Raw genomic sequence first — 20437 nt, forward strand, 5'->3', positions numbered from 1 at the left:
CCCGCACAAGCCCGAAGCGATTGTCTGCTTCGAAGGTTAACGAACGGTGCCCAGCACGTGAATAGTACTTCTCCTCTTCCCGCCAGGGCGCGGAAACCCGCCGGACGGACGGTGAACGCACTCTACGCTTATGACATGACCTTGCCGCAGCTCGCGCTGTCTTCGCTCGCCATCGGGCTGGTGATCGGCGTGGGCCTCTCTCTGCTCGTGGTGTGGGCCTATCGGGCGCGGGCCCGGGTTCAGGAGGAGACGTCGCTGGCGCTTCCGTCCGGGATCACCGATGTGCTGCACAGCATGGACGACGCGGCCGGAGTGGTCGACACGTCCGGGCTGGTGCTCGCGGCATCGGACGCCGCGAGCCGGTTCGGGATCGAGGTCGGCTCGACGCTCGACAACCCGGAGCTGCGTCAGCTGGTGCGCGGGATCAGGACGGCCGGCGGCACGGCCACCGAGTCGATGCGCATCACGCGAGGCGGACTGAGCCTCGATCCGCGACTCGTCTCTGCTCGTGCCAGTGCGATCGGCAGCCGCCTGGTCCTGTTGATCATCCGCGACGTCACGGAGCAGGAACGGCTCGATCAGATGCGTCGGGACTTCGTCGCGAACACGAGCCACGAGCTGAAGACACCGGTGGGCGCGGTGAGCCTTCTCGCCGAAGCGATCGAGTCCGCAGCCGATGACCCGGCGCAGGTGCGCATCTTCGCCGCTCGGATCTCGGCAGAGGCAGGACGGCTCGGCCAGCTCACCGGACGCATCATGAGCCTCTCCCGGCTCCAGGCGGAAGACGGTCTGACCAAGGTGGGCCCCGTCGCGATCGACGAGGTCATCGCCGCCTCCATCGAGGCTCATGTCGTTCAGGCCGACTCCGCGGGCGTGGAGCTCGCCAGGGGAGGCGACCGCGGCGTATGGGTGCGTGGTGACGCGCAGATCCTGATCGAGGCCGTCGGCAATCTGATCGCGAACGCCATCGTGTACTCACCCCGCGGTTCGCGCGTGGGGGTCGGCGTCCGGGCGGAGGACGGCGTGGTCGAGATCGCCGTCTCCGACCAGGGCATCGGCATCGCCGAGGCCGATCGGGAGCGCATCTTCGAGCGTTTCTACCGGGCTGATGAGGCCCGCTCCCGCCGCACGGGCGGCACCGGACTTGGGCTCTCCATCGTCAAGCACGCCACGCAGCGCCACGGCGGGGAGGTGCGGCTGTGGTCGCGCCCCGGACGAGGGTCCACCTTCACGATCCGACTTCCTCGGATCGATGCCCCCGACCACGCCGATACGGGCAAGAAGAGCAAGAAGAAGCGTGCGCGCAAAGCGGCCAAGGCTGCGGCATCCGCGCGCGTTCGAAACGGAGAGAGAGCATGACCCGAATCCTTCTCGTCGAAGACGAGCCCGACCTCGCCGACCCGCTCGCGTACCTGCTGCGACGTGAGGGGTACGAGGTGGAGATCGCGGAGGACGGCCCCGGCGCGCTTGCGGCTTTCCGGGAGCGGGGCGCCGACATCGTGCTGCTCGACCTGATGCTGCCCGGGATGCCCGGCACCGAGGTATGCCGGCAGATCCGCTCGACCTCGGCGGTGCCGATCATCATGCTGACGGCCAAGGACTCCGAGGTCGACATCGTGGTGGGACTCGAGCTCGGGGCGGACGACTACATCACGAAGCCCTACTCGTCCCGCGAGCTGCTCGCCCGCATGCGCGCCGTGCTGCGGCGGGTCGTGCAGGCCGACAGCGAACTCGACGAGCGTGTGCTCGATGGGGGCAGGGTCTCGCTCGACATCGACCGGCACACCGTCTCGGTCGCCGGCGAGCAGATCAACATGCCCCTGAAGGAGTTCGAGCTGCTCGAGGTCCTGATGCGCAACTCGGGACGAGTGCTCACGCGCGGTCAGCTGATCGATCGGGTGTGGGGGAGCGACTACTTCGGCGACACCAAGACGCTCGACGTGCATATCAAGCGCATCCGCTCCCGCATCGAGGAGAACCCGAGCGAACCCGTGATGCTTGTCACCGTGCGGGGTCTCGGATACCGCTTCGAGGGCTGAACGCCGAAGAGGCCGGCACCCCGCGGGGTGCCGGCCTCTTGCGTGTTCCGTGCGGGGATCAGTCCGCCGGCGCCGGAGCTGCCGTGTCGGTCGGCATCGGGGTCGGAGTGGGTACCGACTCTGAGGGGACCAGGTCTGCGTAGTAGGGGAGCGAGCCGTCGAGCACCGGGACCTCGGCCTTGACGCCCGTGGAGTCGCCCGACTGGAAGTGGATCTCGACGGTCGCACCGGGCATGGTGTCGAGGCCGACGATGCGCAGCGGCTCCTCGTCGGCGCCGAGGCTCACCGTGCCACCCGCCGGAACGGTGACGGTGAACGGCTCGCTGTCTGCGAGCGCGATGGTGAGCGTGGCGCTCTCATCGGTCGGGTTGACGATGCCGGCGATGAAGTTGCCGACCGAGCCGTCGTCGGTGGCGATGACGAGGGCGTTGCGCACATCGATCGGGCCGTCGGCGTCGGAGATGTTCACTCCGTCGGACGCCGCGTACTCGGTCTTGGTGGACTGAGGAGTGATGAATGTGCACCCGGTGGCGCCGAACAGAACGAGAGCGCTGAGCGCAGCAGACGCAACAAGGCGCGATTTCACGGGTCCTCCTGAGGTCCGGCGGGATGTCCGCATCCATTCTATGGGTAAGTCGCGACGGCCCCGGGGCCCAGGGGGCGCGAACCTTAGCGCATCTCCCCTGTGGTATCCTTGAGGTTGCCGAAAGGACACGTTTTTATGCTTTTTGAGGTTGGCGAAACCGTCGTCTATCCCCACCATGGCGCTGCGACCATCATCGAGGTCAAGGAGCGCATCATCAAGGGTGAGGCGAAGAAATATCTGAAGCTCAACGTCACCCAGGGCGATCTCATCATCGAGGTCCCTGCGGAGAATGTCGACCTGGTCGGCGTTCGTGACGTGATCGGAAAAGAAGGTCTCGATCATGTCTTCGAGGTGCTGCGAGCACCCTTCACCGAAGAGCCCACCAACTGGTCTCGTCGGTACAAGGCGAACCTCGAGAAGCTCGCCTCGGGCGACGTCATCAAGGTGAGCGAGGTCGTCCGCGACCTGTGGCGCCGCGACCAGGACCGCGGCCTGTCCGCGGGGGAGAAGCGGATGCTGGCGAAGGCTCGTCAGATCCTCATCTCCGAGCTCGCGCTCGCGGAGAAGACCGACGAGGACAAGGCGGGCGCACTGCTCGACGAGGTCCTCGCCTCCTGAGTTCTCTGCGAAGGGGCGGATGCTTCGGCATCCGCCCCTTCGTCGTTCCTGCCACGCGGTAGCGTGAGACGGTGACTCTGCTTCCCGTACCCGACACCGCGATCATCGTCGTCGCCGCCGGTTCCGGCACCCGACTGGATGCGGGGGCGCCGAAGGCCCTCGTCGGAATCGACGCGCACTCGATCCTCCGCCACGCGCTCGACGGCGTCTTCGCCGCAGCACCTGCTCAGGTCGTCGTCGTCGCCCCGGCCGGACACGAGGGGGATGCGCTGGCGGAGCTGGACGCGGCGGCAGGGGACCGGCGCGACCTCGGACGTGTCGTGCCCGGTGGCGCGACCAGACAGCAGTCCGTCGCTGCCGGTCTCGCCGCGCTCTGGGGCGATGTGAAGACGGTTCTCGTGCACGACGCGGCTCGCGCCCTGACTCCTCCGGCGCAGATCGATGCGGTCGCTCGGGCTGTCGTGCCGGGGGAAGGCGTGATCCCCGTGCTGCCCGTGGTCGACACCCTCAAGAAGGTGGCGGAGGGCGCCGTGGTCTCGGCCGTGGACCGTTCCGAGCTGGCTGCCGCGCAGACGCCCCAGGGCTTCCCGCGCGCAGAGCTCGAAGCGGCCTACGAAGCCGCGCGGGCCGACGGGATCGAATACACCGACGATGCGGCCCTGTTCGCGGCCGCCGGATACCGGGTGCGGCACATCGACGGGTCCGCCCGCGCGTTCAAGATCACGACTCCGGGCGACCTGGAACGGGCGCGGCACCTGCTGGAAGCATCGGCTCCGGTGGCGCGCCCGGACTCCTCGGTGGACATCCCCGGCATTCCTCGCGTCGGAATCGGCACCGACGTCCATGCCTTCGGTGGCGACGGGAGCCTCTGGCTCGCCGGCCTCGAGTGGCCGGGAGAGCGGCCGCTCTCCGGGCATTCGGACGGCGATGCGGTCGCCCACGCGATCGTCGACGCGCTCCTGGGGGCGGCGGGCCTCGGCGACATCGGCGAACACTTCGGCACTTCCCACCCCGAGTACGCCGGCGCACACGCCGACGTCTTCCTCGCTCGCACGCGTGCGCTGCTCGCCGAGGCCGGTTTCGTGATCGGCAACGTGTCCGTGCAGTTGCAGGGGAACCGGCCGCGTTTCAGCCCTCGTCGGCACGAAGCGGAGGCGGTGCTGTCCGCGATCCTGGGTGCCCCCGTGTCGGTCACGGCCACGACGACCGACGGGCTCGGTTTCTCCGGACGCGGCGAGGGCATCGCTGTCACCGCCATCGCGGCGGTCGTGCCCGACGTTCCGCGGAGCATGTGACGATCGTCGGAGAAGATACCCCTGATCCGTCGGCAGAACGTCACAACCTCGGTGAATCGTCGGCACGGGGCGGGCGCTCAGCAGTCGCCGAGTAGGCTTGACCGGTGACCCTCCGCCTCTACGACACCCGCGCACAGTTGCTGCGCGACTTCGTGCCTCTCGACCCCGAGAACATCACGATGTACGTGTGCGGACCCACGGTGCAGTCCGGGCCCCACATCGGCCACGTCAGAGCGGCTCTGAGCTTCGATCTCCTGCGTCGCTGGCTCGAGCATCGGTACGGTCGGGTCACATTCGTGCGCAACGTCACCGACATCGACGACAAGGTGCTCGCCAACGCGACGGATGCCGAGCCGTGGTGGGCGCTCGCATACCGGATGGAGAGGGAGTTCACCGCGGCGTATGCCGGCATCGGCATCCTCCCCCCGACGTACGAGCCGCGAGCCACGGCGTCCGTTCCTCAGATGCAGGAGCTGATCGCGCTGCTCATCGAGCGCGGACATGCCTACCCCGCCCCCGACGGCTCGGGGGACGTGTACTTCGACGTGCGGTCGTGGTCCGACTACGGCTCACTGACGCATCAGTCCCTCGACGCCATGGAGGCGGCCGAGGATGCTGACCCCCGAGGCAAGCGGAACCCGCAGGACTTCGCCCTCTGGAAGGGCACGAAGCCGGACGAGCCGGCAGACGCGACGTGGGCGTCGCCGTGGGGCGCGGGCCGACCGGGGTGGCACATCGAGTGCTCGGCGATGTCGAAGCGGTACCTCGGTGCCGAATTCGACATCCACGGCGGTGGGCTGGACCTCCGCTTCCCGCACCATGAGAACGAACTGGCGCAGTCGACGGCCGCGGGCGACGGCTTCGCCCGGTACTGGGTGCACAACGGGCTCGTGACCGTCGACGGGCAGAAGATGTCCAAGTCGCTCGGCAACTTCACGCTGGCAGCAGATGTCCTGGCCGCGCATGACGCGCTGGTGGTGCGCTACGCACTCGCTGCAGCGCACTACCGTTCGAGCCTCGACCTCGGTGAGTCATCCTGGACCGAGGCCGAAGCGGCGCTGAGCCGGATCGAGTCGTTCCTGCAGCGCGCGTTCCGTGCGGTTGAGGGTGGATGGGGAGAGTTCGCCTCGCAGAGCCTCCCGCCGGCGTTCACCGCGGCGATGGACGACGACCTCGGTGTGCCGCAGGCACTCGCCGTCGTGCACGAGACGGTGCGTGCGGGAAACTCCGCGCTCGACGCCGGCGACACCGACGCAGCGCGGGATTCCGCCCGTGCCGTCTTGGCGATGACGTCCGTCCTCGGACTGACCCCGACGCCATCCACGAAGGGCGGCGCGTCGACATCCGCTCTGGATGCACTCGTCCAGACGATGATCACCCAGCGCGCTCAGGCGCGCGCTGACAAGGACTGGGCGGCGGCGGATCGTATCCGAGATGCGATCGCCGCCGCAGGAATCACGCTGGAGGACACTCCGGCCGGAACTCATTGGAGTATCGATGGTTAAGCCACAGCGCCCCGGCGCGAACAAGGGAAACAAGAAGGGCCCGACCAAGGGCACCGGCGGACTCGGACGCAAGGCGCTCGAGGGTCGGGGACCGACCCCGAAGGCGGAGGATCGCGCCTGGCACCCCGCAGGCAAGCGCAAGGCCGCAGCCGAGCGCTACGCCGCATCCGGTGGCAAGGGGCGTCCCGGCGGCAGTCGTCCGGGATCCGGTGGCGGCTCGAACCGTGCGCCGAAGGCCAAGGCAGGAGACGACACCGAGAACGTCACCGGTCGCAACTCCGTCCTCGAGGCACTGCGCGCCAAGATCCCGGCGACGGCGTTCTACATCGCGCAGCGCGTCGAGATGGACGACCGTGTCAAGGAGATGCTGGCGATCGCCACGAATCGCGGGATCCCCGTGATGGAGGTCACCCGTCCGGAGCTCGACCGCATGGCCGGCTTCGACGGTGTGCACCAGGGCGTCGCGATCAAGGTGCCGCCGTACGACTACGCACACCCGCAGGATCTGCTCGAGCAGGTCATCGACAAAGGCGAGGTCCCGCTGTTCGTGGCGCTCGACGGCATCACCGACCCCCGGAACCTGGGCGCGATCATCCGCTCCACCGCGGCGTTCGGCGGCCACGGCATCATCCTCCCGCAGCGCCGCTCGGCCGGCGTGAACTCGGCGGCGTGGAAGACGAGTGCGGGAGCCGTCGCACGGACCCCCGTGGCGTTGGCGACCAACCTCACCACGCAGCTCAAGGAGTTCAAGAAGCAGGGCGTGTTCGTGCTCGGCCTCGACGGCGACGGCGATGTGTCGCTCCCGGACCTCCAGCTGGCTGATCGCCCTGTCGTGATCGTGGTCGGCTCGGAGGGCAAGGGCTTGTCCCGACTGGTCTCCGAGACCTGCGATCAGATCGTCTCGATTCCGATCTCCGCGGCCACCGAATCGCTGAACGCCGGCATCGCGACATCGGTCGCGCTCTACCAGGTCGCGTCGCTCCGCGCCGCGAAGAACTAGACCGTCCGAGGGAAGGCAGATCATGGCTCGCATCATCGTGCTCGGAGGGACCGGCTACGCCGGTCGTCACATCGTCAGCGAGGCGGTGAGTCGCGGCCACGCGGTGATCGCGATCTCCCGCTCCGAGCCCACCGACCCGGTGGCGGGAGCCGCGTATCTGCAGGGCTCCGCCCTCGACCTCGGTCCTCTCGCGGAAGCGTTCGTCGGCGCCGACGCCGTCGTATCGGCCCTCTCGCCTCGCGGCGACATGGAGGACCGTGCGCTCGACGCGCTGTCGAACGTCGTCGACCGGCTCGCAGGCACGGAGACGCGTCTCGGTGTCGTCGGCGGAGCAGGTGGCAGCCTGGTGGCCCCCGGCGGGCCCCGTCTTTTCGACCAGGACTTCCCCGAGGAGTACAAGCACGAGGCGCAGGTCGGCATCGACTCCCTCGCCCTCCTGGAGGCGACGGATGCCGGCCTCGACTGGTTCTTCATCCATCCCGCCGAGGTGTTCGGTCCGTGGGCCGAAGGCGAGCGCACAGGGCACTACCGCGACGGTGGCGACGTGCTCGTCCGTGACGCCGACGGCAAGTCCTTCATCTCGGGCGCGGACTTCGCGATCGCCGTGGTGGACGAGGTCGAGCAGGGCAATCACCACCGCGAGCGGTTCACCGTCGGCTACTGACGCCACGATGCTCGGCGCCCGTCCGGGCATCAGACCAGGTCGCGCCAGTCGATGTCCTCGTCATCATCGGCCACCGGCGTCGCGCCGGTGACGACCGGCAGGCTCATCGTCTCGGTCGGCGGACCCATGATGGTCGCCTCGTCGCGCCGGTGTCGCAGCACCTCGTTGATGTAGCTGGTCAGCACCTCGGCGAGCGGCACCGAGCGCCCCTGCGCCTGCGAGAGGTACCAGCGATGCTCGAGCACCTGGTGGAAGACCTCGGCGGGCTCGAGCTTCGCTCGTAGCTCGTACGGGATCGCGCGCACCACCGGCTCGAAGACGCGGGTGAGCCACTCGTGCGCGTACATCTCCTCGTCGGCCCACTGCTTCGTCGAACGGGCTCGGAACTCGTCGAGGTCGTTCAGCAGTCGCCGCGCCTGGTTCTCCTCCACGTCCAGACCGGTCAGGCGGATCAGGCGGCGCTGATGGTGACCGGCATCCACCACCTTCGGCTGGATCTCGACGACGGTGCCGTCCGCGGTCGTCGACATGGACATCTCGTCGATGTCGAACCCCAGGGCGTTGAGGCGCTCGACCCGCTCTGTGATGCGCCAGGTCTCCGCCGCCGAGAAGGACTCCTGGGCGGTGAGTTCGGCCCACAGCGATCGGTACGACGAGACGATGCCGTCGGCGATCGCCACCGCATCCACACCGTGTTCGAGGCGGCCGCCTGCGGCGAGGTCCATGATCTCGCCGGCGATGTTCGTACGGGCCAGGTCGAGATCGTAGGCGCGCTGCCCGTCGGTCAGCCCCTCCTCGTGCAGCTCGCCCGTCTCCGCATCGACCAGGTACGCGGCGAACGCTCCCGCATCGCGGCGGAAGAGCGTGTTCGACAGGGAGACGTCGCCCCAGTAGAAGCCGACGTTGTGCAGTCGCACCAGGAGCAGGGCCAGGGCATCGACGAGTCGGTTTGCGGTGTCGGGGCGCAGGACCCGAGTGAACAGGGCGCGATAGGGCATCGAGAAGCGCAGGTGAGAGGTGACCAGGGCGGCTGGGAGGGCCTCCCCGTCGGAATCCGTGCGCCCGGCGATCACCGCGACCCGGTCGACGCAGGGCACATCGAGGCGGGCGAGGTTGCCGAGCATGTCGTACTCGCGCTGGGCCATCTCCGCCGTGGTCTCCTTCACGGCGATGACCCGGCCGGAGAGGTCCGCGAAGCGCACGAGGTGGCGGGAGAGGCCCTTCGGAAGCGACACGATGTGCTCCGAGGGCCACTTCGCCAGAGTGGTGGACCAGGGGAGGGCCAGCAGCCCCGGATCGATCTTGCTGGCGGTGATCCGCAGCGAATCCTGCATGATGCTCCCTGGTCGAGGTGAGACAGAAAAGAGACGCGGCGCAGGCGACCGAAGTCAGCCTGCGCCGCGTCTGTGGATCCGATCAGGCGGAGACGACCGGCTTGTCGTTCAGGCGCTCGCCGGACTCGATGTCGAACGCGTGCACGTGGCCCGGGTTCGCAGCAAGCGTGACCGTCTCGCCGGCGTTCGGGTGGCTGCGACCGTCGACGCGGGCGACGATGTCGCTGCGCTTGCCGTTGATCTCGGTGTGGCCGTAGAGGTAGCCGTCGGCGCCGAGTTCCTCGACGAGGTCGACGACGACCGGAAGGCCCCTGCCGTCGGCCGGTCCGACCGTGATGTCCTCGGGACGCACGCCGACCGTGACCTGGCTGCCGTTCGCACGGCCGACCGTGTCGCGGTCGAGCGGGACCGTCTCGGACCCGAACTGAACGCCGCCGTCGGTGAGGTCGGCTGCGAACAGGTTCATCGCGGGCGAGCCGATGAAGCCGGCTACGAACACGTTGTTCGGCTTCTCGTACAGGTCACGCGGCGAACCGACCTGCTGGAGCAGACCGTCCTTGAGAACCGCGATGCGGTCGCCCATGGTCAGAGCTTCGGTCTGGTCGTGGGTGACGTAGACGGTGGTGACACCGAGGCGACGCTGCAGCGAAGCGATCTGCGTACGGGTCTGCACGCGGAGCTTGGCGTCGAGGTTCGACAGCGGCTCGTCCATGAGGAACACCTGCGGCTGACGCACGATCGCGCGCCCCATGGCGACACGCTGACGCTGACCACCCGAGAGGGCCTTCGGCTTGCGGGTCAGGTAGGGCTCGAGGTCGAGCAGCTTGGCGGCCTCGAGCACACGGGATGCGCGCTCTTCCTTGCCGACGCCGGCGATCTTGAGTGCGAAGCCCATGTTCTCGGCGACGGTCATGTGCGGGTACAGCGCGTAGTTCTGGAAGACCATCGCGATGTCGCGGTCCTTCGGCGGGACGTCGGTCACGTCGCGGTCGCCGATGAGGATGCGGCCGGCGTTGACCTCTTCGAGGCCGGCCAACATGCGGAGGGACGTGGACTTGCCGCAGCCGGAGGGACCGACGAGGACGAGGAATTCGCCGTCACCGACCTCGAGGTTCAGCTTGTCGACGGCCGGACGGGTTCCGCCGGGGTACAGGCGGGTGGCCTCGTCGAAAGTCACAGATGCCATTGTCTTTTCTCCTTCACCGGCAGGTACGTGCCGGACGATCCGTAGTGATGAAGCGGCGGGTGACCCCGCCGTAACCCGTCATTGGGTCGGGATCAGTATGACATGAACGGCGGTACCTGGGTATTTCTCAGCCTCACTGACTACCATCGAACTCGGCCGCGCGCAGCGGCGATCGTCGCTGAGCGGCGGTCGGGGCCAACCCGGACCCCCGTTGAGACTCACAGAGGAACGATGTCGAGCGACGAAACGCCGAACGTCCCGACGCCTCGCAATTCCCGCGAGGTCGTACGGGAGAAGGCACAGAGAGTGCACGCCCAGCAGTCCAGGGCGCGTCTCATGCGACGGATCATCATCGGCGCGGTGGCGCTCGTCGCGGTGGGTGCGATCGGCACAGCGGTGACTCTCGCGGTGTCCTCCCAGGTGACCAAGCCGCGGCTCACGCCGACCGGCATGGAGTCGGACGGCGTCGTCGTCACCGACCTCGAGTCGTTCGCGGGAACCGGCGCGGTGCCGGAGACCCCGTCTCCCGATGCGACCGACGCCGGCGAATCGGCCAGCCCGACGCCGGAACCGACGGCATCCGGAAAGGTCGACATCCATGTGTACGTCGACTACTTGTCGCCCGACGCCGGGGAGTTCGAGCGCGCCAACGCCCGCCAGCTCGCCGGTTGGATCGGCGAGGACGCGGTCACGGTCAGCTATCACCCGGTCGCGCTGCTCACTGCCAGCTCCAACGGCACCAAGTACTCGCTCCGCTCGGCTGCCGCTGCGGCGTGCGTCGCCACGCACTCGCCAGCACAGTTCTACGCGTTCAACCATGACCTGCTCGACGACCAGCCAGAGGTCGGCAGCGACGGCCTCTCCGACGAGGACCTCGCGAACCTCGCCGGTGCTGTCGGCGTCGACAACGCCAAGGCCGTGCGCTCGTGCATCGAAGACGGCGACTTCGTCGGCTGGGCGAAGGAGGCGACGACCAGGGCCCTGGACGGACCGCTCGCCGGCTCCGACGACCTGGTGCTGACAGCAGCGCCGATGATCGTCGCCAATGGCGAGGCCTACGTCGGGGCGCTGGACGACCCGGCCGAGTTCTCGCAGTTCGTGCTCAGCGTCGCGAGCGATGCCTCGCGTGCGACGTCGACGCCTTCGCCCACCACGACCCCGTAGGTCGAAGCCGGGTCGATGCCATCGCTAAGCTGGTGGCATCCGCCGACTTGGCGCAATTGGTAGCGCACCGTACTTGTAATACGGGGGTTACGGGTTCGAGTCCCGTAGTCGGCTCTTCATCCCTCACGAGAGTGGGGATCCGCGGATTCAGGCCTCAGCGGCGGTCTCGGGTGCGTCCAGCACCTCGTCGATGAGGCTGATGCCGCCCGTGGAACTCGCGGACTGCATCAGGTCCTGTATCCACTGGGGGTTCAACTGCGGCGCCTCTGGTTCGTCGAAGGTGAAGCGGAGCGGTATCGACGGGTGCAGCCAGATCGTCGATCGTCCCACCTGCTGCCCTTCGGGGTGCCGCCAGGACAGAGTGAAGCTCTCATTGCGTCGGAGCTTCGTAGCGATGACGACCTTCAGATGCGCGAGTGCGCGGTCTTCGATGTAGATCTCGTCACCGTTGCCGTACTGGATCGTGCCCATGCGAGAACGATAGTCGCCGCATGCTGACAGACCGAATCTCCGTGCCCATGCTGCTGCCAGGGCGCCGACGCTGAAAGCGCATTCCGATGTATCGCCTCAGTCAATGATATGTTACACATCAGGCAGGTTTCCTGGCGGGCTTTAGGTCGTGCCAGGTAGAAGACGCGCAGGTGGCCGCCTCCCCGCTCCGGCCACCTGCGCTTGCCTGCGTGGTTTCGGGGATCCGCACAGCAACTGAGAGGGCGAGATCTTGAGCAGCGCACCCGATACGGCGACGGTCACGCCGGAGTGGCAGCACGACTACCCGTACACGAAGAAGCTTTCCACCGCGGAGTATGAACGAGAGAAGCGGCTGCTGCAGATCGAGCTCCTGAAGCTCCAGTCCCACATCAAGCACTCTTCCGAGCGGTTGCTCATCCTGTTCGAAGGGCGGGATGCGGCGGGAAAGGGCGGGGCGATCAAGCGCTTCATGGAGCACCTGAACCCTCGTGGCGCCCGGGTCGTCGCTCTCGACAAGCCGACTGATGCCGAGCGGACGCAGTGGTACTTCCAGCGCTACATCGAACACCTGCCTTCGGGCGGCGAGATCGTGATGATGGATCGCTCCTGGTACAACCGTGCCGGCGTCGAACGCGTCATGGGGTACTGCTCGTCAGCCGAGTACGAGGAATTCATGCAGACCGCTCCGCAGTTCGAGCGGATGATCGTGGGTTCGGGCATCCGCCTCATCAAGCTGTGGTTCTCGGTGGGAGAGGCCGAGCAGCGGCGCCGGTTCCGGCGCCGCGGCGAGGATCCCGTCAAGCAGTGGAAGCTGAGCCCCACCGATGTCGCCAGCATCGACCGCTGGGCGGACTACACAGCGGCGAAGGAAGCGATGTTCTTTCACACGGACACGCCAACCGAGCCCTGGATCGTCATCAAGTCGAACGACAAGAAACGAGCTCGGCTCGAGGCGATGAGGTGCGTCCTCGCCCGATTCGACTATCCCGGCAAAGATCCGCTGGTCGCTCACGCCCCGGACACGCGGCTCGTCGGGCGCCCCTCCCAGATCTACGACGAGGGCGAGACGCCGAAGAGCGAGCATTCCGCCCGGCCCGATCACGAAAAATGACGTCATCCGGGAATGCGCGAAGCCCGATCAGCGGTTGTCTTCGTCATGACTCGTATCGGCACCAGTGATCTTGACGTCCTCCCGCTCGCACTCGGCGGCAACGTGTTCGGCTGGACAGCCGATCGCGATGCGTCGTTCGCCGTGCTCGATGCATTCGTCGACGGGGGTGGCGACTTCATCGACACGGCCGATTCGTACAGCTCCTGGGTGCCGGGGAACGAGGGTGGCGAGAGTGAGACGATCATCGGCGAGTGGCTCGCATCCCGCAAGCCGTCGGGCGTCGTCGTCGCGACGAAGGTGAGCCAGCACCCGCAGTTCCGAGGCCTCTCCGGAACGAATGTGCGAAAGGCAGCCGAGGCCTCGCTCCGGCGTCTCGGGGCCGATGAGATCGACCTGTACTACGCGCACTTCGACGATGAGACGATTCCGCTGGAAGAGACCGTCGCCGCGTTCGGACAGCTCGTCGAGGATGGCCTGGTGCGTCACGTGGCGGTGTCGAACTACTCCGCCGAACGCATCAGAGAGTGGATCGAGATCGCGCGTCGCACGGGTGTCGCTGCGCCGGTCGCCGTTCAGCCGCACTACAACCTCGTTCATCGCAACGAGGTCGAGGACACCATCATCCCGGTCGCCGAGGAGTTCGAACTCGGGCTCGTGCCTTACTACGCCCTGGCGAGTGGATTCCTGACCGGCAAGTACCGCTCGACCGATGTCGCGGGGCAGGACTCCCCGCGTGCACAGGGTGCCGCGAAGTACGCGACCGAGGCGGGCCTGCGCGTCATCGATGCGCTCGACCAGATCGCCGACGCCCACGGCGCGTCGATCGCCGCGACGTCACTCGCCTGGTTGCGGGCGCAGCCGACGGTGGTTGCGCCGATCGCGAGTGCTCGGACGGTCGCGCAGGTGCCCGATCTTCTGGCGGGTGCTCGCCTCGAACTCTCCGCCGACGAGGTGGGGCTGCTCGATCGGGTCTCGGAATGGACCCCCGCCGGCGCCTGATACCCTCAGGTCTCGTTTCCGACGAGGCCGAGTCTGTGCGCCAGGATCACGGCGTGGATGCGGTCGCGTGCGTGGAGCTTCGCCAGCACCCGGCCGACGTGGGTCTTCACGGTGGATTCGCCGACGTAGAGACTGCGGGCGATCTCGGCGTTGGTCAGTCCGCGCCCGATCGCGAGGAACACGTCTCTCTCTCGATCGGTGAGCGAGTCCAGCGCCGCGCTCTCCGCGGCATCCGGTGTCGGGGAGGGCGAGGCGCTGAGCTGCGGGGTCACGTGCTCGAGAAGCATCCGCGTGATCCGAGGAGAGAGCGCGGCGTCGCCACGGTGTACGGCGCGAACGGCAGAGGTCATCTCGTGACGCTGAGCGTCTTTCAGGAGGAACCCGCTCGCACCGGCACGGATGGCGCCGAAGGCGTATTCGTCGAGGTCGAACGTGGTCAGCACGAGCACCTTCGTCTGGGGGCGATCGCGCACGATGGTCTCGGTGGCGGCGATTCCGTCCAGCTCCGGCATCCGGATGTCCATGAGCACGAGGTCGGGGGCGAGTGCAGCGCTCTGCGCGATCGCCGCACGCCCATCGCCGGCCTCGCCGACCACGACGATGTCGCTCTCCGCTTCGAGCACCATCCGGAACCCGACGCGGATCAGCTCCTGGTCGTCTACCAGGAGCACCCTGATCGCATCCGTCATCCGTCGTCCTCCGTCGATTCGTTCTGTGCGGTGGGGGCCGTCGCGTTCGTCGGCAGCACAGCGTGCAGAACCCATCGTCCCCCCTCGGACGGCGCGGACTCGACGCTTCCCTGCACGTGAGCAGCGCGCTCGGCGAGTCCGCGCAATCCGAAGCCTTCCGTTCCGATGCCGTCGGAAACTCCGTCGTTGACGATGTCGATCGTCACGGAATCGGGTGCGTAGTCCAGCCGCACCCTGATCGCCGACGCGGTCGGGGCATGACGCATCGCGTTCGTGACGCCCTCCTGCACGATCCGTCCGATCGCATGGGCGACGGCGGGGGAGACCTCGGCGCGCCCCGCGACCGTGAGCGTCGCAGGGTACCCGGCGCGCTGCGCCGCCTCGACCGTGTCACGCGGCGGCGCAGGCTTCATGGGTGCCAGGGGCAGCGGAGAATCGTCATCCCGCAGCACACCGAGCATCGATCGCATCTCGGTCAGGGCCGCACGAGCGGTGTCCGCCGTGTGGACCGCCGCTCTGCGCGCCTGCTCGCGGTCGGGCGTCGCCGCGGCGCCCTCGGAAAGCGCCACGATCACCGTCAGCGAATGGGACACGATGTCGTGCATCTCCCGAGCGATGCGCGCCCGCTCGGATGCGGCGGCGAGCTGCGCCTGCTGGTCCCGCTCGACGAGCAGCTGTCGCGAGCGATCGATGACGGCCGACAGATAGCGTTTGCGGCCGCCGACGTTGACGCCGATGAGTGTGCCGATCAGACCCAGCACGATATAGCTGAGTGCGGTGTCGAGTCCGTTCTGCATCACGACCACACCGGTGAGCATCAGGATCCCGCTGAGCAGGAGGAACCACACCGCACCGATTCCGTAGCAGGTCCAGGCCGCACGCGACGACCGGTAGACCGCGAGACCGTAACAGGCGACGAGCAGGAGGATGATGCCGCTGGACAGCCCGGTGAACAAACCGACCGTTCCCAGGATCACCGCTGCGGCGAAAGGGGCGAGAGGTGCCCGGCGTCGCCACAGGAGTGTGCTGCAGGCGATGATGACCATCGCCAACGTGGCGACGTTGATCGCGATGTAGGCGGATTCGGGGACGGACTCATCGGCCAACCGACCCGCCGGGGCGAGCGAGAGGAGCAGGCAGAACAGCGTCAGGAGGATGTCGGCGAACAGCGGATGACGTGCCCAGAACCGCCGGAAGAGTCCCGGCGCACGCGGAAGCCGCAGCTCCTCGTCCTCTCGGATCGAGTCGCTGCGGCTTCGCGTTCTGCTCACGGGGCCGACTTTACGCGTCGCGGGTGCGCAGAACGCCCCAGGCGACGAGCGCTCCGCCGGCGACCCAGCAAGCGAGGGTCAGGAATGCCACCGGGGCATCGAGTGCCGCGCCGTCGCTCGGCAGGATCGCGCTCTGCGCAGCGGCTACCGGCAGGTAGGCGGACGCCTCGATGACCCATGCCCACGCCTCGCCGGCGAACGAGAAGAAGTTCGCCACGATCGGCAGGACGAACAGGACGCCGACGGTCGCCGCGATGGCTCCTGCCCCCGAACGCAGGATGAACCCGAAGGCGACTCCGATCAGGGCAAACACCGCCATGGCGAGGGAGGAGACGACGATCGGCAGGAACGACGCAGCCGGGTCCGACCACTCGATGCTCTGGTCGCGCGGCGCCACGATCAGCGAGACCGCGACGGCAGCGAGACCGAAGATCACCAGGGATGACAGGAACATGAAGACCGCGAGCACGGTCGACTTGGCCGCCAACACCGACCCGCGGATCGGGTTCGCCGTGAGCGTCGAGCGGATCATTCCGGTCGAGTACTCGCCCGTCACGGAGATCGCGCCGATGATGCCGGCGAGCAGCATCGTGAACTGGATCGGCATGACGACGGCCTGGATCGGCTCGAACCCCGGCATGTCGACCGCCTGTGCGATCAGAACGGAGATCCCGATGGTGAGGGCCGCGGCGATCCCGATCGACCACCACGTCGAGCGCAGGGTGGCGAGCTTGATCCACTCGCCGCGCAGGGCGCGGACGAAGGTCAGCCGTCGACCGGTGTCGACGCGCGGCCGCGCGGACGCGGGTGCCTGTGTCGTGGTCATGAGATCTCCTTGGTGCGGTACTCGACGGAATCGCCGGTGAGGGCGAGGTAGGCATCCTCGAGCGATCCGGTGGTCGGGGTGAGTTCGTGCAGCGGGATGCCGCGGTCCGCGGCGAGGTCGCCGATGCGGGCGGCGGGGAGACCCACGATGTCGAGGAGGTCCGGAGCCGAACTCACGATCTCCACGCCAGGGCCGCTGACGACCGCGGCGAGATCGGTGGGTCGCGGGGTGCGCACACGTACCGTGTTCTGCGTCCAGGAGCGCACGAGTTCGGCCAGCGGAGCATCCGCCAGCACCCGGCCGCGACCCATCACGATGACATGGTCGGCGGTCTGCGCCATCTCGCTCATCAGGTGGCTCGACAGGAGCACGGTGCGTCCTTCGGATGCCGCATGCCGGACGAACTGACGCACCCAGCGGACTCCTTCGGGGTCGAGGCCGTTGACAGGCTCGTCGAGGATGAGCGTGTGCGGATCGCCGAGCAGCGCCGAGGCGATGCCGAGACGCTGTCCCATTCCGAGCGAGAACTTCCCGGCCCGCTTGCGAGCCACCGAACCGATGCCCGCGAGATCGATGACCTCGTCGACGCGGGAGGAGGGAATCCCATGGGTCGCCGCCATCGCCCGAAGGTGATTGCGCGCCGTCCGCCCGGTGTGCACGGCTTTCGCATCGAGCAGCACGCCGACCTCGGTGAGCGGCGCCCGAAGCTTGCGGTACTCACGACCGGCGATCTCGGCGCGTCCGGACGTCGGCCGGTCGAGGCCCACGATCATGCGCATCGTTGTCGACTTGCCGGCGCCGTTCGGGCCGAGGAAGCCGGTGACGCTGCCCGGCTTGACGGTGAACGACACGTCATCGACGGCCGTCTTGTCTCCGAACCTCTTCGTGAGGCCTTCTGCTGTGATCATGAGGACAACGCTACGGAGCGTCGGGCTGCCGCGCGTCCTCCCCAGGTACCGTCCTCGAGAGGGGAGTGTCCTCCCCGCGGCGGATGGGCCGGTTCAGGAACGGGGACGGGCCTGGACGCGTGCGGCCATCTCATCGGAAGCGAGGATCGCCTCGTCGATGATCTCCCGCGACGGCGGCGCCGTCAGCCAATCATGACTCAGCGAGGCCGGGACGAGCAGCGGCATGCGATCGTGCAGATCGACGAGGTGGTCGGGAGCGGGGCGCATCACGATCGAGTAGCACGTGTACCACTCGCCGTCGGCGGTGCGACCCCGCTGCGTGACCGCCGCCATGCCGAAGAGCGACCCGTCGTCGATGATGAACTCGTTCCATTGCCGCGACGGCTTCTGCATCTCGTACCAGCTGGTCGCCGGGACGATGGCCCGCGACTTCGCTCCGCCGGGGCGCTCCTGCAGGCGCTCCGATCGCGTGTTGATCGATGGGAACTTCGCAGGCTCCCCGTTCACGAGGAAGCCCCACCATGCCGGTTCCAGAGTCGGAGCGGCGTCGGGCTGCACGATCAGCGGGTTGAGGTTGCGGAGGTTCTTCCCGGTCGGGCGGATGGTCTCGCCCGCATTTCCCTCCGCCCAGGCGCGCAGTCCCTCGAGCACCGCATCGTCGGCGGCGGCGAGGACTTCCGCATCGGTGAACCGGGGATCGAGACCATAGCTCGCGCACATGCCGTCAGCGTAGCCCCGGCCGCCGACATCCGTCACGCCCCGGTGAGTCACGGCTCCGATAGGGTCGACTGGTGCCAGAAACCCGTCGACTTCCCGCGCCCCTGGCACTCGGCGGGGCTGTCGCCATCGGCGTCATGACGGCGATCCAGGCCCGGATCAACGGTGTTCTCGGGGTGCGCGTGGATGACGGCATCGTGGCGGGCCTCCTCTCGTTCTCGGTGGGCCTGCTCGCACTGGTCGCCGTGATCTGCTGCATCCCCTCCGCCCGGCGCGGCGTAGGACGCCTCTGGAGCGGCATCCGACACCACAAGATCCCGTTCTGGATGCTGCTGGGCGGGGCGTGCGGAGCCCTCACCGTTTCCACTCAAGGGGTGACCGCAGGGGTCCTCGGCGTCTCGCTGTTCAGCGTCGGGGTCGTCGCGGGACAGACCCTGCACGGACTCGTGCTCGATCGGATCGGGTTCGGTCCGGCGGGCGTCGTCGCGGTCACCCCCGGCCGGGTCGCCGGCGGCGTTCTCGCGCTCGCCGCGGTCGGCATCTCGTTGTCGGGCGACGTGCTCGCCACCGCCCCGCTGTGGATGCTGCTGCTGCCGTTCGCCGCCGGAGTCGGAATCGCGTGGCAGGCGGCCACGAACGGTCGCCTTTCGCAGCGTGTGCAATCACCGCTCGCCGCGACTCTGATGAGCTTCATCACCGGCACCGTCATCCTGCTGCTCGCGGCCGGGACGAGCATCGCCTTCCGTGGGATGCCCGACGCCCTTCCGGTCGAGCCGTGGCTGTACCTGGGCGGGTTCCTCGGAGCGGCCTACATTCTGCTCGGCGCGTTCATCGTCGCGCATACCGGTGTGCTCCTGATGGGGCTGGGCTCCGTGCTCGGACAGCTTGTGACGTCGGTCGTGATCGACCTGATCTGGCCTCCGGCAGCAGGGCCCGCGCTCTGGCAGGTCGTCGCCATGGTCGTCGTCGCGGTGGCGTCCGTGATCGTCGCCCTTCCGCGCAGACGTCGTCGCTGACGCGCTACTTCTTCTTCGCCTTCTTCGCCCCGGCCTTCGGCATCCGCGTGATCAGCTTGCGGGCATCCACGGCCTTGCGGCGGCCCGGCTTTTTCCCTTCAGGCTTGCCGCCCACATACAGCCAGCCGAGAAGTTCCTCGTTCTTGTCGAGGCCATGGGCCTTGGCGACGGCCTTCGCACGTGTGTAATGGCCCGTGCGCCAGATGACGCCCCAGCCGGCTTCATCGAGGAGCAGGCTCAGCGTGTGCGCGACTCCGGAGGCGACGGCCTCCTGCTCCCACCGCGGAACCTTCTCGCTCTTGCGGTAGCTGGCGACGACCGCGATCAGCAGCGGCGCGCGCAGAGGTTTCGACGACGGGTCTGCGTCTCCCTGTGCCTTGGCGATGGCAGCGCCGAGCGCCTCGCGGTCGGCTCCGCGCAGTTCGATGAGCCGCCATGGGCGGAGCGAGGAGTGATCCGCGACGCGACCGGCTGCGGCGACGAACGTGAGCAGCTCTTCGCGGCTCGGCGCCGTTTCCTCGACCTTCGACCAGGACTGACGCGCGCGGACCGCGTCGAGAGCGCTCACGAGGCGTCGGGGGTGAAGTTCATCGCGATCGAGTTCATGCAGTAGCGATCTCCCGTCGGCGTGCCGAACCCGTCGGGGAACACGTGGCCGAGGTGCGAGCCGCAGTTGGCGCAGCGCACCTCCGTTCGCACCATGCCCAGGCTGTCGTCCTCGATGAGTTCGACCGCATCGGGGCGGATCGACTCGTAGAAGCTCGGCCAGCCGCACCCGGAGTCGAACTTGGTGCCGCTCTTGAAGAGCTCCGCGTTGCATGCCCCGCAGGTGTAGAGGCCTGCGCGCTCCTCATCGAGCAGCTCACCCGTCCAGGCGCGCTCGGTCGCGGCCTGACGCAGCACGGCGTACTGCTCATCGCCGAGCTCGCGGCGCCATTCGTCTTCGGTCTTGTCCACGCTGTACGACATGTGTCCTCCTCAGTCGACTCCATTCTCTCTCGTCGGACGAGGCCTCGGGCGCTGCGCGTCAGAATGGAC

At 67.9% G+C, this 20437-nt stretch carries 22 protein-coding genes and 1 tRNA gene; 12 read left to right on the forward strand and 11 right to left on the reverse strand.

Annotation, left to right across the window (positions count from 1 at the left end; all coding sequences use genetic code 11):
* Nucleotides 1-135: 135 nt before the first annotated feature.
* Nucleotides 136-1359 (forward strand): sensor histidine kinase, encoded by a 1224-nt coding sequence (locus HCX50_RS16220; protein ID WP_167635057.1) that lies wholly within the window; start codon nucleotides 136-138, stop codon nucleotides 1357-1359.
* Nucleotides 1356-2039: a response regulator transcription factor gene (locus HCX50_RS16225; RefSeq protein WP_029262768.1), complete on the forward strand. Its 684-nt coding sequence runs from the start codon at nucleotides 1356-1358 to the stop codon at nucleotides 2037-2039. Before HCX50_RS16220 ends, HCX50_RS16225 begins: the two co-directional genes overlap by 4 nt.
* Nucleotides 2040-2097: 58 nt before the next feature.
* On the opposite strand, the gene HCX50_RS16230 is transcribed toward HCX50_RS16225, so the two are convergent.
* The gene (locus HCX50_RS16230; protein ID WP_091028931.1) at nucleotides 2098-2625 is read right to left on the reverse strand and encodes a DNA modification methylase; all 528 of its coding nucleotides are present in this window, start codon (nucleotides 2623-2625) and stop codon (nucleotides 2098-2100) included.
* Nucleotides 2626-2760: 135 nt separating this feature from the next.
* Here HCX50_RS16230 and HCX50_RS16235 point away from each other — a divergent pair, with 135 nt between their 5' ends.
* The 5 genes from HCX50_RS16235 (at nucleotide 2761) to HCX50_RS16255 (ending at nucleotide 7707) form a co-directional block, all read left to right on the forward strand.
* Entirely contained in the window at nucleotides 2761-3243 is a 483-nt protein-coding gene (locus HCX50_RS16235) for a CarD family transcriptional regulator (RefSeq protein WP_017201416.1), read from the forward strand.
* Between the two features lie 71 nt (nucleotides 3244-3314).
* Nucleotides 3315-4538, forward strand: a complete 1224-nt coding sequence (ispD, locus tag HCX50_RS16240; protein ID WP_091028936.1) for a 2-C-methyl-D-erythritol 4-phosphate cytidylyltransferase — start codon at nucleotides 3315-3317, stop codon at nucleotides 4536-4538.
* A 104-nt stretch (nucleotides 4539-4642) separates the two neighbouring features.
* Nucleotides 4643-6043, forward strand: coding sequence for a cysteine--tRNA ligase (cysS, locus tag HCX50_RS16245; protein WP_167635058.1), 1401 nt, complete (start codon nucleotides 4643-4645; stop codon nucleotides 6041-6043).
* Nucleotides 6036-7043, forward strand: coding sequence for a 23S rRNA (guanosine(2251)-2'-O)-methyltransferase RlmB (gene rlmB, locus HCX50_RS16250; protein ID WP_091028941.1), 1008 nt, complete (start codon nucleotides 6036-6038; stop codon nucleotides 7041-7043). Before cysS ends, rlmB begins: the two co-directional genes overlap by 8 nt.
* A gap of 22 nt (nucleotides 7044-7065) precedes the next feature.
* The gene (locus HCX50_RS16255; RefSeq protein ID WP_167635059.1) at nucleotides 7066-7707 is read left to right on the forward strand and encodes an NAD(P)-dependent oxidoreductase; all 642 of its coding nucleotides are present in this window, start codon (nucleotides 7066-7068) and stop codon (nucleotides 7705-7707) included.
* Between the two features lie 29 nt (nucleotides 7708-7736).
* Here HCX50_RS16255 and HCX50_RS16260 read toward each other — a convergent pair whose 3' ends face one another.
* Nucleotides 7737-9041, reverse strand: a complete 1305-nt coding sequence (locus HCX50_RS16260) for a DUF4032 domain-containing protein (RefSeq protein WP_167635060.1) — start codon at nucleotides 9039-9041, stop codon at nucleotides 7737-7739.
* 82 nt (nucleotides 9042-9123) lie between these two features.
* The gene (locus HCX50_RS16265) at nucleotides 9124-10227 is read right to left on the reverse strand and encodes an ABC transporter ATP-binding protein (protein WP_091028951.1); all 1104 of its coding nucleotides are present in this window, start codon (nucleotides 10225-10227) and stop codon (nucleotides 9124-9126) included.
* A 231-nt stretch (nucleotides 10228-10458) separates the two neighbouring features.
* Between HCX50_RS16265 and HCX50_RS16270 the strand changes: the two genes are divergently transcribed.
* Together HCX50_RS16270 and HCX50_RS16275 are read left to right on the forward strand one after the other, a co-directional pair.
* Nucleotides 10459-11391 carry a DsbA family protein gene (locus HCX50_RS16270; protein WP_091029019.1) on the forward strand — a complete coding sequence of 311 codons (933 nt, stop codon included), beginning with the start codon at nucleotides 10459-10461 and terminating at the stop codon, nucleotides 11389-11391.
* Nucleotides 11392-11432: 41 nt separating this feature from the next.
* Nucleotides 11433-11505: transfer RNA gene (locus tag HCX50_RS16275), tRNA-Thr, on the forward strand.
* Nucleotides 11506-11538: 33 nt separating this feature from the next.
* Here HCX50_RS16275 and HCX50_RS16280 read toward each other — a convergent pair.
* The gene (locus HCX50_RS16280) at nucleotides 11539-11862 is read right to left on the reverse strand and encodes a DUF7882 family protein (RefSeq protein ID WP_091029024.1); all 324 of its coding nucleotides are present in this window, start codon (nucleotides 11860-11862) and stop codon (nucleotides 11539-11541) included.
* A gap of 250 nt (nucleotides 11863-12112) precedes the next feature.
* Here HCX50_RS16280 and ppk2 point away from each other — a divergent pair, with 250 nt between their 5' ends.
* Together ppk2 and HCX50_RS16290 are read left to right on the forward strand one after the other, a co-directional pair.
* Nucleotides 12113-12973 carry a polyphosphate kinase 2 gene (gene ppk2, locus HCX50_RS16285; protein WP_205829317.1) on the forward strand — a complete coding sequence of 287 codons (861 nt, stop codon included), beginning with the start codon at nucleotides 12113-12115 and terminating at the stop codon, nucleotides 12971-12973.
* Nucleotides 12974-13018: 45 nt separating this feature from the next.
* Nucleotides 13019-13972: an aldo/keto reductase gene (locus HCX50_RS16290; RefSeq protein ID WP_091029237.1), complete on the forward strand. Its 954-nt coding sequence runs from the start codon at nucleotides 13019-13021 to the stop codon at nucleotides 13970-13972.
* Nucleotides 13973-13977: 5 nt separating this feature from the next.
* On the opposite strand, the gene HCX50_RS16295 is transcribed toward HCX50_RS16290, so the two are convergent.
* From HCX50_RS16295 to HCX50_RS16315, 5 genes are all read right to left on the reverse strand, one after another.
* Nucleotides 13978-14661, reverse strand: a complete 684-nt coding sequence (locus HCX50_RS16295; protein ID WP_167635061.1) for a response regulator — start codon at nucleotides 14659-14661, stop codon at nucleotides 13978-13980.
* Nucleotides 14658-15932, reverse strand: coding sequence for a histidine kinase (locus tag HCX50_RS16300; RefSeq protein ID WP_167635062.1), 1275 nt, complete (start codon nucleotides 15930-15932; stop codon nucleotides 14658-14660). The genes HCX50_RS16295 and HCX50_RS16300 overlap by 4 nt, the downstream gene beginning before the upstream one ends.
* A gap of 10 nt (nucleotides 15933-15942) precedes the next feature.
* Nucleotides 15943-16758: an ABC transporter permease gene (locus HCX50_RS16305; RefSeq protein WP_167635063.1), complete on the reverse strand. Its 816-nt coding sequence runs from the start codon at nucleotides 16756-16758 to the stop codon at nucleotides 15943-15945.
* Nucleotides 16755-17666 (reverse strand): ABC transporter ATP-binding protein, encoded by a 912-nt coding sequence (locus HCX50_RS16310; protein WP_091029079.1) that lies wholly within the window; start codon nucleotides 17664-17666, stop codon nucleotides 16755-16757. The genes HCX50_RS16305 and HCX50_RS16310 overlap by 4 nt, the downstream gene beginning before the upstream one ends.
* A gap of 93 nt (nucleotides 17667-17759) precedes the next feature.
* Entirely contained in the window at nucleotides 17760-18386 is a 627-nt protein-coding gene (locus HCX50_RS16315; protein WP_167635064.1) for an SOS response-associated peptidase family protein, read from the reverse strand.
* A gap of 101 nt (nucleotides 18387-18487) precedes the next feature.
* On the opposite strand from HCX50_RS16315, the gene HCX50_RS16320 reads away from it, so the two are divergent.
* Complete coding sequence (locus tag HCX50_RS16320) at nucleotides 18488-19399, forward strand: DMT family transporter (RefSeq protein WP_167635078.1); 912 nt, start codon at nucleotides 18488-18490, stop codon at nucleotides 19397-19399.
* Between the two features lie 4 nt (nucleotides 19400-19403).
* Here HCX50_RS16320 and HCX50_RS16325 read toward each other — a convergent pair whose 3' ends face one another.
* Nucleotides 19404-19967: a nitroreductase family protein gene (locus tag HCX50_RS16325; protein WP_091029082.1), complete on the reverse strand. Its 564-nt coding sequence runs from the start codon at nucleotides 19965-19967 to the stop codon at nucleotides 19404-19406.
* Nucleotides 19964-20368 carry a peptide-methionine (R)-S-oxide reductase MsrB gene (gene msrB, locus HCX50_RS16330; protein WP_029262749.1) on the reverse strand — a complete coding sequence of 135 codons (405 nt, stop codon included), beginning with the start codon at nucleotides 20366-20368 and terminating at the stop codon, nucleotides 19964-19966. Before msrB ends, HCX50_RS16325 begins: the two co-directional genes overlap by 4 nt.
* Nucleotides 20369-20437 lie beyond the last annotated feature (69 nt).

The sequence above is a fragment of the Microbacterium sp. B19(2022) genome, from assembly GCF_012030385.1.
GTDB lineage: Bacteria > Actinomycetota > Actinomycetes > Actinomycetales > Microbacteriaceae > Microbacterium > Microbacterium oxydans_B.